Source organism: Priestia sp. JV24, from assembly GCF_025910025.1.
GTDB lineage: Bacteria > Bacillota > Bacilli > Bacillales > Bacillaceae_H > Priestia > Priestia megaterium.
Window position 1 is genome coordinate 1 of sequence record NZ_JAPCIN010000024.1, and the last position, 14017, is coordinate 14017.

Annotated in this window: 16 protein-coding genes and 1 riboswitch; of the genes, 6 read left to right on the forward strand and 10 right to left on the reverse strand. The window is 37.9% G+C overall.

The features are described 5' to 3' along the window. Nucleotides 1–278: 278 nt before the first annotated feature. The 3 genes from OK414_RS25600 to OK414_RS25610 all read left to right on the forward strand — a co-directional run bounded on the left by OK414_RS25600 (nucleotide 279) and on the right by OK414_RS25610 (nucleotide 3096). Complete coding sequence (locus OK414_RS25600) at nucleotides 279–473, forward strand: hypothetical protein (protein WP_013059575.1); 195 nt, start codon at nucleotides 279–281, stop codon at nucleotides 471–473. Between the two features lie 239 nt (nucleotides 474–712). Continuing rightward, the gene (locus OK414_RS25605; RefSeq protein ID WP_016765791.1) at nucleotides 713–2299 is read left to right on the forward strand and encodes an AMP-binding protein; all 1587 of its coding nucleotides are present in this window, start codon (nucleotides 713–715) and stop codon (nucleotides 2297–2299) included. A 119-nt stretch (nucleotides 2300–2418) separates the two neighbouring features. Beyond that, nucleotides 2419–3096: an MgtC/SapB family protein gene (locus OK414_RS25610; protein ID WP_013059577.1), complete on the forward strand. Its 678-nt coding sequence runs from the start codon at nucleotides 2419–2421 to the stop codon at nucleotides 3094–3096. Nucleotides 3097–3122: 26 nt separating this feature from the next. Here the strand turns inward: OK414_RS25610 and OK414_RS25615 are convergent, their stop codons facing one another. The 7 genes from OK414_RS25615 to OK414_RS25645 form a co-directional block, all read right to left on the reverse strand. Then, nucleotides 3123–3731 carry an NAD(P)-binding protein gene (locus OK414_RS25615; RefSeq protein ID WP_013085291.1) on the reverse strand — a complete coding sequence of 203 codons (609 nt, stop codon included), beginning with the start codon at nucleotides 3729–3731 and terminating at the stop codon, nucleotides 3123–3125. After that, nucleotides 3712–4479, reverse strand: a complete 768-nt coding sequence (locus OK414_RS25620) for a sirohydrochlorin chelatase (protein ID WP_205661992.1) — start codon at nucleotides 4477–4479, stop codon at nucleotides 3712–3714. Before OK414_RS25620 ends, OK414_RS25615 begins: the two co-directional genes overlap by 20 nt. 13 nt (nucleotides 4480–4492) lie before the next feature. Further along, entirely contained in the window at nucleotides 4493–5272 is a 780-nt protein-coding gene (cobA, locus tag OK414_RS25625) for a uroporphyrinogen-III C-methyltransferase (RefSeq protein WP_016765793.1), read from the reverse strand. A gap of 91 nt (nucleotides 5273–5363) precedes the next feature. Further along, a complete protein-coding gene (gene cysC, locus OK414_RS25630) occupies nucleotides 5364–5963 on the reverse strand; it encodes an adenylyl-sulfate kinase (protein WP_014457932.1) in 600 nt (199 codons plus the stop codon). A 12-nt stretch (nucleotides 5964–5975) separates the two neighbouring features. Next, nucleotides 5976–7127 (reverse strand): sulfate adenylyltransferase, encoded by a 1152-nt coding sequence (gene sat, locus OK414_RS25635; protein WP_013059582.1) that lies wholly within the window; start codon nucleotides 7125–7127, stop codon nucleotides 5976–5978. 52 nt (nucleotides 7128–7179) lie between these two features. Then, complete coding sequence (locus OK414_RS25640; RefSeq protein ID WP_016765794.1) at nucleotides 7180–8259, reverse strand: inorganic phosphate transporter; 1080 nt, start codon at nucleotides 8257–8259, stop codon at nucleotides 7180–7182. Between the two features lie 19 nt (nucleotides 8260–8278). Next, nucleotides 8279–8992: a phosphoadenylyl-sulfate reductase gene (locus OK414_RS25645; protein WP_016765795.1), complete on the reverse strand. Its 714-nt coding sequence runs from the start codon at nucleotides 8990–8992 to the stop codon at nucleotides 8279–8281. A gap of 254 nt (nucleotides 8993–9246) precedes the next feature. Beyond that, a riboswitch (SAM riboswitch) is annotated at nucleotides 9247–9349 on the reverse strand. 313 nt (nucleotides 9350–9662) lie between these two features. Here OK414_RS25645 and cdaS point away from each other — a divergent pair. From cdaS to OK414_RS25660, 3 genes are all read left to right on the forward strand, one after another. Next, nucleotides 9663–10289 (forward strand): sporulation-specific diadenylate cyclase CdaS, encoded by a 627-nt coding sequence (gene cdaS / locus OK414_RS25650; protein ID WP_016765796.1) that lies wholly within the window; start codon nucleotides 9663–9665, stop codon nucleotides 10287–10289. Between the two features lie 97 nt (nucleotides 10290–10386). Beyond that, nucleotides 10387–10770, forward strand: coding sequence for a VOC family protein (locus OK414_RS25655; protein WP_013085297.1), 384 nt, complete (start codon nucleotides 10387–10389; stop codon nucleotides 10768–10770). A gap of 67 nt (nucleotides 10771–10837) precedes the next feature. Continuing rightward, nucleotides 10838–11626: a potassium channel family protein gene (locus OK414_RS25660; protein WP_013085298.1), complete on the forward strand. Its 789-nt coding sequence runs from the start codon at nucleotides 10838–10840 to the stop codon at nucleotides 11624–11626. Between the two features lie 9 nt (nucleotides 11627–11635). Here OK414_RS25660 and OK414_RS25665 read toward each other — a convergent pair whose 3' ends face one another. The 3 genes from OK414_RS25665 to OK414_RS25675 all read right to left on the reverse strand — a co-directional run bounded on the left by OK414_RS25665 (nucleotide 11636) and on the right by OK414_RS25675 (nucleotide 13768). Then, nucleotides 11636–12040: a YugN-like family protein gene (locus tag OK414_RS25665; RefSeq protein WP_016765797.1), complete on the reverse strand. Its 405-nt coding sequence runs from the start codon at nucleotides 12038–12040 to the stop codon at nucleotides 11636–11638. Nucleotides 12041–12093: 53 nt separating this feature from the next. Further along, entirely contained in the window at nucleotides 12094–12288 is a 195-nt protein-coding gene (locus OK414_RS25670; protein ID WP_230586502.1) for a hypothetical protein, read from the reverse strand. Between the two features lie 130 nt (nucleotides 12289–12418). Then, the gene (locus OK414_RS25675) at nucleotides 12419–13768 is read right to left on the reverse strand and encodes a glucose-6-phosphate isomerase (RefSeq protein WP_263045903.1); all 1350 of its coding nucleotides are present in this window, start codon (nucleotides 13766–13768) and stop codon (nucleotides 12419–12421) included. Nucleotides 13769–14017: the final 249 nt, after the last annotated feature.

Sequence of the window (14017 nt, forward strand, 5' to 3'; positions counted from 1 at the left end):
CCGCCGCTCTTAGGCGACTTTACTATCATAACAAGTTGCAACCTAGTTGTCAACAAGTTTTTTTATTTGTTTATCACTTCGATGTTTGCTTTAGCAGTTCATCTTAGCGACATTTAATAATATACCATGCCTTCTTTTATTGTGCAATAGTTTTTCGATATATTTTTAAAAACTATTTTCTTACAAACGAAACGTTCGCCAATTAATAGATACTAGCATATCTAGAGCCACACTAGCATAATGTCTATTAAATCATTATCCGCCAAGGAGGCGTTCACTTGGATACCTTAATTGCAGCTGCACTCTATTTGTCCTTTTGTATGTCTATTCTCTTAATTTCACTTGCTTATTGGGAATCAATTCAAATGTCTAATAAAGAAGGCAAGGTCAACGGCCTTTCATTTATTTCACTTTCAACATTCAGCATGATTTTTTGTTTGTTTACTTCATATTTTTATACCATTCTTTATTAACATGCGTTGTCTTCTTATAAAAAGGAGACATTTCTTTATTTTATTACAATATTCGCATTCAGTATACTTACTTATTGAAATCAATGCGATAACTTCAGTCACTCCTCTTCTTCTATACGTACGATGGACAGTGAAGGAATTTGTCGAATGATTTTTTGGAACACTTTCTTTAAATTTGATAAACTACTTTTAGAAAACGCTTTCATTTATACTTTAACATTATTCAAGGAGGAAACCAAATGAAACCATTGCTTGAATTAACAGTTGGAGAACTTTTAAAAGAAAGTACAAAAAAGTTTGGGCATCAAGAAGCGGTTATCTACTCTGAACAAAATATTCGTTATACGTACGCGGAATTTTATCAAGAAACCTCTCGAGTTGCAAAGGCACTTCTAGCCACCGGTCTCAAAAAAGGCGACCATATCGCTATCTGGGCTACCAATGTGCCGGAATGGTTGCTTCTTCAATTCGCAGCAGCTAGAATAGGCGCTGTTTTGGTTACCCTTAATACAAGTTATCAATCCTCTGAATTAGAGTATGTATTGAGTCATTCTGATACAACAGCGCTATTTTTCATTGATGAATTTAAAAGCACTTCTTATACGTCTATTATCACTAGTATTGAACATAACCTTCCCAAACTAAAACATCTTATAAACTTAAGTGGATCAAGCGAACATACATCTTGGAATGAGTTTTTAATGAGTAGCTTAATGATCTCGGATGAGGTTCTCGATAAGCATGAACAATCCCTACATATCCATGATGTTATCAATATGCAATATACTTCCGGAACAACAGGTTTTCCAAAAGGAGTTATGCTAAGTCACCATAATATAGTAAACAACGGCTTTTTAGTTGCTCAGTCTATGAAACTGACTAACGAAGACCGCTTATGCATCCCAGTTCCTTTCTTTCATTGCTTTGGATGTGTGCTGGGTGTTCTAGCATGCGTATCTGTAGGTGCTACTATGCTACCGATTATTGAATTTCAACCTGCCTCTGTTTTACGCACCGTAGAGAACGAAAAATGTACAGCTCTTCACGGTGTACCAACTATGTTTATTGCGGAATTAAATGCACTTGAGTTTAATCAATATGATTTATCTACTCTTCGCACAGGAATCATGGCTGGTTCTAATTGTCCAGCAGAAGTAATGAAACGAGTCATACATGACATGGGCATCAATGAAATTACGATCGCGTATGGTCAAACCGAAACATCTCCTGTAATCACCCAAACAACCCCAACTGATTCTATCGAGCGGCGAGTACAAACGGTTGGCAAAGTTCATAATCATGTACAGATTCAAATTATTAATCCAGTTACAGGTAAACCAGCTTCTTTCGGAGAACAAGGAGAACTTTGTGCAAAAGGATATTTAACAATGAAAGGGTATTATAAAATGCCGGAAGAAACAGAAAAAACAATTGTAAAAGATTGGCTACATACAGGAGATTTAGCTACCATCGATAAGGATGGCTATGTAAAAATTACAGGACGTCTAAAAGATATGATTATTAGAGGCGGAGAAAACATTTACCCAAGAGAGATTGAAGAGTTTTTATATAGAATACCCGAGGTAGAAGATGTGCAAATTGTCGGTATTCCTGATCCAAAGTATGGAGAACGAGTTGCTGCATGCATTAAACTCAAGCAACATTCTTTTCTTACCGCTCAAGAAATCAAAGACTTTTGCAAAGGTAAGCTTGCTCATTTCAAAATTCCGGAACATATTTATTTTATAGACGACTTTCCCATGACGGCCTCCGGCAAGATTCAAAAATATAAATTGAAAGAAAAGATTGTAGCGCTTTATAAATAATCAGATTTTTTCGAATTCCACCTGTTATTATGAAGAAAAGTTTACTATACTAATACATATCTGTTTTTCTTCTTTCATACAGATATAAACAACAATGTTTATTGAAATAGGTGAAAATAATGGAAAATGAAATGTTGCTTAAATTAGGTATTTCCGCTGTACTTGGTCTTATTATTGGAATTGAAAGGGAACTAAAACGAAAGCCTGTTGGTTTAAAAACATCTCTCGTAATTTCCATTATTAGCTGTTTACTCACAATTGTTTCGATTGAGTCTTCTCAAATTTTTAATAAAGGTGATCATATCACAATGGACCCGCTTCGTCTGGCCGCTCAAATTGTTTCTGGAATTGGTTTTTTAGGGGCGGGCGTCATTTTACGAAAAGAAAATGACAGCATCTCAGGGCTTACAACAGCGGCTATTATCTGGGGAGCAGCAGGTATAGGCATTGCTGTAGGTGCAGGGTTTTATCCTGAAGCTATTACCGGAGTTGTACTGCTCATTATCAGCGTTGAACTTCTTCCCTTCCTTATTACTATTTTGGGGCCTAGGCAACTGCGCGAGAAAGAACTTATTCTTCAACTCAAGCTGGCGGATAAGCACAATATCTTTGATACAACTAATAGCATTAGAGAAAAGAATATTACAATTAAAAATATTCGAATCAAAGATTTAGACACCAATGAATTGTATATACGAATGAAAGTGTCAGTTAATAACCAGCGCCCTACTACAGAAGTGTATTACGAAATTCAAAAAATCAGCGGTATTCGAAGCATTGAAGTTGAAAATGTATAAATAAAAAACGGCCAATTGGCCGTTTTTTATTTATATTTTTCAATCTGTTGTAAAAATTCCCGCTGTTTTACTAGAGACAGCCGGTATTGATCATCGATAATTTCTGTTAATAACTCATGTTTACGGCTCTTTGACACATTCAATCTGTGGATAAGAACTCTGCATTCATACAAAAACTGTGTATACTGTGTGTAACTCTCATCATAATTTGAGGATAAGTCTTCTTTGATTCGTTTTGTCAACAAAGGACTAGCGCCATCTGTGGATATTGCTAGCGATAATCTCCCTCTAGAAAACTGTGCAGGGATTTGAATATTTCCATCGGAAAAACTGCTGGCCATATTAACCAACTGATCATTTTTAATATGCTGCTTAACAAACTTATTCACAGCTTGATCATTTGTAGCCACAACAATTAAAAAGACATTAAGTAAGTCTTCTTCTCCTACTTTTTTTCTTTTTACACGCAGCTGATCTTTAACTTCCCATTCATTTATTTCAGCTGAAACAGTTGGAGCAACCACTGTAATGGCTGCTCCTTCTTGTAAAAAACCTTTAATTCTACGAGTTGCGATTGTTCCGCCCCCAACTACTAAGACCGAACGACCCTTTAAATCAAGCATAACGGTATACATCGTATTGATTTCCTTTGCTGGATAATAACGTTTTTACTTGGTGACTTAAAATGTGTGCAAGTCCCTCATGATAACCTAGGTAGTTGGCTAAGATAAACTGCTGGGCATCTGTTGATAGCTGCTCCAATTCTTCCTTAATTTCGTTCATTAAAATACCGGTAAACAAAAGGTATGGAAGAACGAATACTTGCTTATACGAAGTTCGTTTAGCAAGGTGCAGGCCTTCTTTTAAATTAGGAGAAGCTGCAGCTAAATAACATGTGCTCACTTCTTTAAAAGCACCTTTCCCTTTTAGCAGTTGAGCTATTTCGTTAAAATCTTTTTTTACAGCAGGATCACTGCTTCCTCTGCCGACCAACAATACCATCGAATCTTCATGCTTATCCACATTGGTTTCATTGATTCTCTCTAGCAAGATATCAACAATTCGTTCGTCTACGCCGAATGGTTCTCCGTACAGGACTTCTACCTGGGGATAACGTTCATATACTTTGTGTATTTCTTCGGGTATATCATGCTTTGCATGCGCAGCTGTTAATAACAGAAGAGGCACAATTGCAATACGAGTAGCACCTTGTTCAATGCATGCTTCAAATCCTTGTTCAATAGTGGGGGAAGCTAGTTCTAGGAAACAAACTTCTTGAATCGGTACATCTAGATTTTTTTTACATCTTTCAATAAAAGCAACTGCCTGATCAGCGCCTTCTTTTACGCGGCTGCCATGGCAAACATATAAAACTGCATCCATATAATCAACCTCTTTAGTAAGCTTCTTGTGCAAACGAATAGTAATGCTGTCCAGTCTTCTCAAACCAATTTAATCGATCATGAAAATTCACAACTTCACCAACGATAATCATACTTGGATTTTCAATTTGTTCTTCTTTAACAATATCAACAATTGTACCAAGAGTTCCAGTTACAGTGCGCTGGTGCGCACATGTTCCCCAGTGAATCAATGCAATTGGCGTAGCTGAAGTTTTTCCGTGTTTCATTAACTGTTGGCAAATGTACGGTAAGTTCCGCACCCCCATATAAATTGCAAGAGTATCTACACCTTTGGCTAGGCTATCCCATTTGATTGCATCATGCTCGCTATCTTTACGATGACCTGCTACAAAAGCAAAGCTTGCGCTGTATTCCCGGTGAGTGACAGGGATTCCTGCATAAGCAGCGGCTGCGATACCTGATGTAATTCCTGGAACAATTTCAAATGAAATGCCCTGCTGCACGAGAGCTTCTGCTTCTTCCCCTCCGCGTCCAAAAACAAATGGATCTCCGCCTTTTAAGCGCGTTACAATTTTTCCTTTCTTAGCGAATTTCACTAAAAAGTTGTTAATTGTTTCTTGCTTGAGGGTATGGTAGTTCGGAAGCTTTCCGCAGTAAATGATATCCGCATCACTTTTAGCATACTCCAGCAGGTCCTTATTCACTAAACGATCATATAAGATAACATCTGCTTGTTGAATTGCTTTCAACCCTTTTAATGTAATTAAATCTGGATCTCCCGGTCCTGCACCGACTAGATATACTTTCCCCATGAATGCCTTTCACCCTTCCATCATTTCCACGTCTCCGCAGCGCTCCCACATTTTAATTTGAATTAGAACAGCGGACAAAGTCCGCTGTCATTTAGATAAACTTTCGGTTAGCTAAATATTCAATAACAGTTTGTACACATTCTTCTACAGACTGTGTGCTTGTATTAATTGTTAATTCAGGGTTAGCCGGTGACTCATACGGAGAATCAATTCCTGTAAAGTCACGGATTTCTCCGCTTCTTGCTTTTTTGTAAAGGCCTTTTGGATCTCTTTTTTCACATTCTTCTAACGGACACTCCACGTATACTTCCAAAAATTCATTCCCCTCTAAGATCTCACGCACTTGAGCTCGGTCCTCTTGGAATGGAGAGATAAATGCTGTTAGTACCACTTGACCGCTGTCTACAAATAGCTTAGAAACCTCACCGATACGGCGAATATTTTCTGTACGATCTTCAGCAGAAAACCCTAGATTCTTATTTAAGCCGAAACGAACATTGTCACCATCTAATACATAGTTGCGAATATTTTTATCAAAAAGCGCTTTTGCCACTGCGTTTGCTACGGTAGATTTACCTGAACCCGAAAGACCTGTAAACCATAATACAAAACTGTGATGATTATTTTGCTCGCGTCTTTCCTCTTTTGTAATTCCAGCATCATGCCACGTAATGTTTGTTGATTTGCTCACTTCAACCGCTCCTTATTTTGAAGATACTTTTTGTTTTGCTAATCCTTTAATTAACACTTCAATTACTTCTTTACGGCTGAATGTGCTTGGTGGCACTTCTCCGTTACGAAGCATTTCACGTACCTTTGTTCCAGATAGAATCATATGATCTTCCTTGCTGTGAGGGCATGTTTTCGTTGATGCCATCGCTTCACACTTTTTGCAATAGAAGCTGTGTTCAAAGAATAAAGGTGTAATTCCTAATTCATCTGCTGTAAAGTTACTGAAGATTTTTTGTGCATCATATGTTCCATAGTAGTCACCCACACCAGCGTGGTCACGGCCTACAATGAAATGTGTGCATCCAAAGTTTTTTCGAACCATTGCATGGAAAATAGCTTCTCTAGGTCCAGCATAGCGCATCGCAGCAGGGAAAACTGCTAAAGCTACACGATCGCTAGGATAATAGTTCTCTAAAAGTACTTCATAACTTTCCATACGGATATCTGCTGGGATATCATCTGACTTTGTTTCTCCTACGAGTGGATTTAAAAATAGGCCGTCTACAATTTCTAATGCCGTTTTTTGAATATATTCGTGCGCACGGTGAACAGGGTTACGAGTTTGGAATCCAACAACCGTTTTCCAACCGCGTTCTTCAAATGCTGCTCTTGTTTCAGTTGGATCTAGGTAATACTTTTCAAAACGCGTTTTAGGTGTACGTTCTACAAGTACGATTGGACCTGCTACGTATACATTTGGGCGTTCCATCATTTTTTTTACGCCAGGATGAGCAAGTTCTGCTGTGCGGTACACGTTCTCCGCTTCTTTTTCTTTATTTGGCGTATATACTTCAGAAACTTCTAAAACACCATACGTTACGCCGTTTTGAACAAGTTTTACTTTGTCGCCAATGTTTAATTCTTTAGCTTGCTCTTCTGTTACAGGAAGAGTGATAGGAATACTCCATACTGTTCCATCTGCTAAACGCATATTTTCAACAACTGATTGATAATCTTTTTCTCCTAAAAATCCTGTAATTGGGCTGTAAGCACCAATTCCAATTAGTTCTAAATCACTTAGAGCCATGTTATCTACTTCGATTTCTTTTGTTAGTGACGTGTAGTCATATGTTGGTTGATATAAATTAATTAATTCTCCACCGTGTGCTTGAATTGTTGTCATTTTGTAAAATCCTCCTTAAATAATTAACACAATATAATAAAAAGCACTTGAATCACGCAGTCATTTTTTCTTTTTCCGACTGCAAGCTTGCTCTTTTTCTTCTAGTCGCTCTAGCTAAGCTTAGAACACCTGCTGTGGCAATACATCCGCTAGCTAGCACTACAAATGAATATAAGTCGCTTTCAAGTACTAATTTCACAAGAACATATGAGATTACGAGTGAAAATACAGGGGATACCACCCAAACCTTTAACATTTGAATGACCACTTCGCGCTGTTCTTTCGTGAATCCCGTTTTCGCTGCTCCTATTCCAATAATAGAAGACGTAGTGACCTGTGTAAGCGGTACTGGCAAACCAAACAGTGAAGCGACTGTGACAAGAGAAGCACCAGTACCCGAGATAATGCACCCTTCCCCTACAGAATAGCGAGTAATTTTTTTCCCGTTTGTTTCAATAACTCGGCCTCCTAGTAAAAGAGCTCCGAGCGCCACTGCCAATCCTCCTGCTATGACACCCGTTGTGGCATCCATTAATCCAGCTCCTACTAGAGGACCGACAGCATTTGCCACGTTATTCATTCCAGCTGAGAAGGCTTCAAAGAATCCCGTCGCTATAACTAAAATCGTTAAAACTCTTTTCCACTTTCCCTCTGCTTCTTTTTTATGCGCTCTGCGTTTTATCACTTTTCCAATCAAAAAAGCAATGACAAATGAAACCAGCGGAACAATAATCCAAAAAGACATGACAACTAAAAGTTTTTCCACATACAGAGATTGATAAGCTACGCCTACTCCAACAACTGAACCAACCGTTACTTCACTTGTTGATAGAGGAATACCAATTAAATTCGCGAAAAAGAGTGACAGCGTTGCAGCAGCCAGAATGATAATAACTAATTCTACTGACAGCAATTTTTCAGGTATGATACCTGAACTGATAGTTTTTACCACCTCGCCGCCTCCGATAATGGCTCCGAGCACAATACCTATAGCACAGATGAACAGGGCTACTCTTTTCTTTTTAATCGCACCGGAGCCGTATGAAACGCCCATAGCTGCTGCTGCACCACTTGCTCCAATATTCATTGCAAAAAAAAGCGCAATGATAAAGGCAACATATAAAAGCATCATTTATTCAGCTCTTTCGTATTTAAGATTCGTGTAATCCGCATTCAACTTTTTGTGTACCTGCCCATCTTCCTGAACGTAAATCGTCTACATTGTAGGCAGGTGCGGTACAGGGCTCACAGCCAATACTTGGGTAGCCTTGATCATGAAGTTTGTTATATGGTAAATCATGCTTATACACATAGCGCCAAACTTCTTTCCAGGACCAATGAATTAACGGGCAGACTTTCACTTTCTTGAATTTCTCATCTTTATTAAAATAATTCGTGTTGGCACGAGATTCAGACTGCTCGCGTCTCAAACCAGAAATCCACGCATCATAAGGAGCAAGAGATTCCCTTAGCGGGATGATTTTTCGAATTTGACAGCATAGGTTAGGCTGACTCTTCCAAAGTTCATCTCCATGTTTCTCAGCTTGTTCTGCAAGCGTTAAATCCGGTTTTTTCATACGAATACGCAAATCAGGAAAGCGTTCTTTAATTGCATCAATTACTTCATATGTTTCTTTAAAATGAACGCCCGTATCTAAAAAGACGATTTCAGCATCTTTTTTCACTTTTGAAATTAAATCAATTAACACAATCCCCTCGATACCAAAGCTTGATGCGTAAATAATTGAATCTCCGTAGGTATCATACGCCCACTGCAATGCTGAAAGGGCTCCTTTTGTTTCATCTTCACTGTCGAACTCTGGAAATGTATCACTCCAGTTTTCGTACGTATATAAGTCTGCCATTTTCTTCACTCCAATTCTTAGTTATCCGCGTTATCCAATAAAAAAAGACGGTTTTACCCACTAGAATTGGATAAAACCGCCTCTAGTGTGTCTAGTCAGCGAAACTATTTAATTCTTACTTTGCTTCAACATGCTCAAAGATTTGTTTTAAGTCGGGGGTTACAGTCATTGGTGTCCCTCCTCAAATTATCGCTTGCGCTATATCAAAATAAAAAGTCTTCCATATTGAAAGACTGGGTAGGCAATAAATTTTCACCTTATCTTTCAAAATGATACACACTTTGCTGGAATTAGCACCTTGCTAAGCAGGTTGCCGGGGTTCAGCGGGCCAGATCCCTCCACCACTCTTGATAAGCATTTTTTAAAAATTTTAGCATATTTAGAATATTTGTCAACATTAAAAATCATATATCCGATAAGAAAACTATACTTTAAATTCACAGAAATATCTATACTTTTATTTAAAACAACATATGTAAATTTAACCCAAATGTGAACGTATCAGTTTATAAAACGCTTTCTTTTTTCTCCAACTTTTTATATTCTCTTGCTAAATAAAACACAAAACCTCTCTATAAAATTAATAAGGGATTTATAAGCTTTACGGATAATTCACCCACATTAGCACACATTACAGATAACACTGACTGACAGATAGGAGCTATATAAGATGGAGAGACAACCCTTTCAATTAGACGATACAATTAAAAATAATGTGCGAACATATTTACAGCAGATTTCAACTGAAGCCTCTAATTTAATTAAACATTTAGACACGAGTGATCATTGTATCCTATGTGATTTTGAGGAGATGCGAAAGTTATTTCAAGATGTTCAAGCTACGGCTGCCTCTTATTATTTGCGTCATTATCTATCGCCTTATACATTTGAATATGCTGCTCTGTCCTTAGCTATTCATAACCTTTCTGAGAAACGTCACGGCGCTTTAATTGTCATTGAACGGGAACAAAATGTAGACTCTCTTATTCAAAAAGGAATCCCTATTCAAGCTCCTGTCAGCGCTACGCTAGTTGAGACGCTGTTCTATCCAGGGACACCCTTACATGACGGAGCCGTCTTGATTAGAAATAATCAGCTTATCTCAGCTGCTAATGTTTTACCTCTCTCGTCTATTATTTCAACGACCAAAAAATTGGGAACACGCCACCGTGCAGCCATTGGAATGTCGGAAAAATCGGATGCATTAATTTTAGTTGTATCTGAAGAAACAGGCAAAATTTCGTTTGCTCTTGATGGAAGCCTCTACCCTATTCACTCCAGCAAAAATATGATTTAAGAGCCCTTTCCTGATAAGCAGCCCTATCTTGACTTCTATATCCTTTCTCTTTAATATATTTCATAGTTTTTACATACTATAGATACGGGTGATGCATATGACAATTTTAAAATTTGAACATGTAGGCGTTCAAGTAAAGGATATAGAAGAATCTATTGAGTTCTATACGCAAAAAGTGGGATTAGAGCTCATCGAAACACTACCACATACCGATCCATCTTTGAAGCTAGCTTTTCTAGGTTTAGAAGGCAATGTAATCGTAGAGTTAATTCAAGGGTATAACTCAAGCTTACCTAACGAAGGTAAAGTTCATCATTTTGCCCTGGCAGTAGACGGAATTGAAGAGGAGTTTGAGCGTTTAAAATCAGCAGGCGTTTCATTTGTGGAAGAAAACATTGTAACTTTGCCAAATGGAGCAAGATACTTATTTTTCTACGGTCCAGACAAAGAATGGATTGAATATTACGAAGTAAAAAGATAAAGATATCTTATACCTTCAGTAGAAAATGGTCATACTGTGGTTATGACTAATCACTGGAGGTTTTTTTATGATGGAATGGCTATTATTTCGACTTTTTCGTCGTTCTATTTTAGTGCGGCTTCTTTTTATTATCGGCTGCCTTGTTCTGCTTTTCGGCATGCTTATACATTTCCTAGAGCCGCAAACGTTTGGGAATGTGTTTGAAGGAATTTGGTGGGTTATTATTACAATTTCTACTATAGGGTACGGTGATTTTGCTCCGACCACTACGATTGGAAGGTTAGCTGCAATTATTTTAGTCCTGATCGGAACGGGATTTATTACTACTTATTTTGTTACGCTTTCTAAAATTGCTGTTTCCGCTGAGAGCGCTTATTTGGAAGGGAATTTAAAATTTTATGGAAAAGATCACTTTATCGTTGTTGGGTGGAATGAGCGCGCCAAACTCGTGTTAGAGTCTTATCGCGACGCATTTCATAAAGAAGACATTGTTCTTATCGACGACTCTCTGACTAAAAATCCCATGATTTGTGATCGCGTTCATTTTATTAAAGGAAGTCCCTCTCATTATGAAGTATTAGAACTTGCCAACGCTCGGTACGCAAAAAAAGTGCTGATTACTGCCGATCAACATAAGACAGAAGAATATGCAGACATGAATACGATTGTTACGTTAGTCGCTCTGCAAGGATTGAACCCTTCTATTTACAGCATCGTTGAACTGTTAACAAAAAAGCATATTCAAAATGCACAAAATTTGGGGGTGAATGAAATGATTAAAACAAACGAGTTGATTAGTCAAGTCATGTACGAACATATTTTTGTGAAAAAAGTAGAGAGTTTAAAAAAAGAATAGTTCCTTCAATTACTGAAGCAGCGCATCTTCTGCCTCTCTAATTAGCTCTTCTCCTAAGCTGATATACTTTTCTGGAAATGAAGCGTCTGCGTCTTGGGGTTCTGCAAACTGATTAAATGAAGCACTCACATTTCCATTGTGAACATCGTCATCTAGACCAATTTGATATTTATGTGAAAGTAAAAATGGCGTGCCAATCTGTACGGTTGTTCCTTTAGAATCCAGCTCTCCATTCGTAGCTGTAAACGGGATACGTAAAAATTGATAGCCGACTTCATCATTCATCTTATAGTCGAATGAACCATGGTCATAATCCCAATTCCCTCCAATGTTATACCCAAGCGGCTTAAGCGTTTTTTCTAATTCATAAAGCTTGAATAATGTGCCCTCTAATCTTGAAGATAATTCAATCATGTTATCCCTCCTCTGTTTTAACATGTCCTTTTTCCAGCGTTTTATCCTTTATCTCAAAAGCAAAAAAGAGATTGAGATATAACTAAATGAATCCAACCTAAAGACGAACAAACTGGATAAAGTAGCTCGTATAAATCGCTTGTGACACCGTGATGTCCGTGCAAGGCTTCGCTTTCCGCGGGCGGGCGCTGAGCCCCCTCGTCGCTTGCGCTTTTCCCGCAGGAGTCTCCGCCTTGCCCTCCAATCAACTGCTAGAAGGACCTAAACAGATGAAACTATATTCACCATAACAAAAAAAACGAACCACTAATCAAACATGTTGATCAATGGTTCGTTTTTCACTTGGGCTAAAATACTTTTGTACCGCCCTCTTTTTACTTATTTCAAACGCTTTTCTAATTCTGCTTTTTTCTCTTCAAAACCAGGTTTTCCAAGAAGAGCAAACATATTTACTTTGTATGCTTCTACTCCCGGCTGATCGAATGGGTTTACGCCTAATAAATAGCCGCTGATTGCACATGCTTTTTCGAAGAAATATACAACATATCCGAACGTATACTCATCTAGCGCAGGAATGTTCACAACTAAGTTTGGAACGCCTCCATCTGTGTGAGCAAGCATTGTACCTTGGAACGCTTTTTTATTTACAAAGTCAACTGTTTCACCAGCTAAGTAATTTAATCCATCTAAGTCCGCTGCATCTTCTTCAATTGTTAGCTCATGACGAGAATCTTGAACTTGTACAATTGTTTCAAAAATATCACGGCGACCTTCTTGTACATATTGACCTAAAGAATGAAGATCCGTTGAGAAGTTAGCAGATGAAGGGTAAATACCTTTTTGGTCTTTTCCTTCACTTTCGCCAAATAACTGTTTCCACCACTCAGCAAAGTATTGAAGAGCTGGCTCATAGTTAATCAGCATTTCAATTGTTTTTCCTTTATTATAAAGCACATTACGAGCTACAGCATATTGATAAGCTGGGTTCTCTTCTAGCTCTGATGATGAGAATGCATCTTGAGCATCAGCTGCCCCTTTCATCATTTGTTCGATATCAAGACCCGCAGCGGCAATTGGTAATAAGCCAACCGCTGTTAATACTGAATAACGGCCGCCTACATCATCTGGAATAACAAATGTTTCATAGCCTTCTTCGTCCGCTAATGTTTTTAATGCGCCGCGCGCTTTATCTGTTGTTGCATAAATACGCTTGCGTGCTTCTTCTTTGCCGTATTTCTCTTCTAATAATTTACGGAAGATACGGAAAGCAATCGCCGGTTCTGTTGTTGTACCAGATTTTGAAATAACATTAATAGAGAAATCTTTATCTTGTAAAACATCCATTAAGTCTTTCATGTATGTTGAGCTGATGTTGTTACCAGCAAAAATAACTTGCGGAGTTTTACGCTGTTCTTTTGATAATGTGTTATAGAATGAATGCTGAAGCATTTCAATAGCAGCACGAGCACCTAAGTAAGATCCTCCAATACCGATAACAATTAATACATCTGAATCAGATTTAATTTTTTCTGCACTTTTTTGAATGCGTGCAAATTCTTCTTTGTCATACTCCGTAGGAAGGTCGACCCATCCTAAAAAGTCGTTTCCAGCACCTGTTTTCTCATGAATTGAATGGTGAGCTACTTTCACGGCATCACGTAAGTATGTAAGTTCATGTTCACCAAAAAATGATAACGCGTTTGAATAATCAAAACGAACATGTGTCATAGTCTGTTCCTCCATTAAAATATCTTTATTTTTCACTTTATCGAAACTGTTAGCTGAATTCAAGTGAATCCACTTACAATTTGACACAATCATTATAGTTTGTTGAAACTGCAATCATTGTATGTACCCTTTTATTTAACGATAAATTCAGTTGTGAAGTCAACTAATGTTCTTTGATTACAGGACGTAATTCATGCACGATTACGCAAATAATAAGCAAATAAAAAACGACTAAGGAGTGGTCTTCAA

Bases quoted from the DNA above. Each gene is read 5' to 3' on its own strand.
- OK414_RS25605 (WP_016765791.1), top strand. From the start codon at position 713: ATGAAACCATTGCTTGAATTAACAGTTGGAGAACTTTTAAAAGAAAGT.
- OK414_RS25610 (WP_013059577.1), top strand. From the start codon at position 2,419: ATGGAAAATGAAATGTTGCTTAAATTAGGTATTTCCGCTGTACTTGGT.
- OK414_RS25615 (WP_013085291.1), bottom strand. From the start codon at position 3,731: ATGTATACCGTTATGCTTGATTTAAAGGGTCGTTCGGTCTTAGTAGTT.
- OK414_RS25620 (WP_205661992.1), bottom strand. From the start codon at position 4,479: ATGGATGCAGTTTTATATGTTTGCCATGGCAGCCGCGTAAAAGAAGGC.
- cobA (WP_016765793.1), bottom strand. From the start codon at position 5,272: ATGGGGAAAGTATATCTAGTCGGTGCAGGACCGGGAGATCCAGATTTA.
- sat (WP_013059582.1), bottom strand. From the start codon at position 7,127: ATGACAACAATTCAAGCACACGGTGGAGAATTAATTAATTTATATCAA.
- OK414_RS25640 (WP_016765794.1), bottom strand. From the start codon at position 8,259: ATGATGCTTTTATATGTTGCCTTTATCATTGCGCTTTTTTTTGCAATG.
- OK414_RS25645 (WP_016765795.1), bottom strand. From the start codon at position 8,992: ATGGCAGACTTATATACGTACGAAAACTGGAGTGATACATTTCCAGAG.
- cdaS (WP_016765796.1), top strand. From the start codon at position 9,663: ATGGAGAGACAACCCTTTCAATTAGACGATACAATTAAAAATAATGTG.
- OK414_RS25655 (WP_013085297.1), top strand. From the start codon at position 10,387: ATGACAATTTTAAAATTTGAACATGTAGGCGTTCAAGTAAAGGATATA.
- OK414_RS25660 (WP_013085298.1), top strand. From the start codon at position 10,838: ATGATGGAATGGCTATTATTTCGACTTTTTCGTCGTTCTATTTTAGTG.
- OK414_RS25665 (WP_016765797.1), bottom strand. From the start codon at position 12,040: ATGATTGAATTATCTTCAAGATTAGAGGGCACATTATTCAAGCTTTAT.
- OK414_RS25675 (WP_263045903.1), bottom strand. From the start codon at position 13,768: ATGACACATGTTCGTTTTGATTATTCAAACGCGTTATCATTTTTTGGT.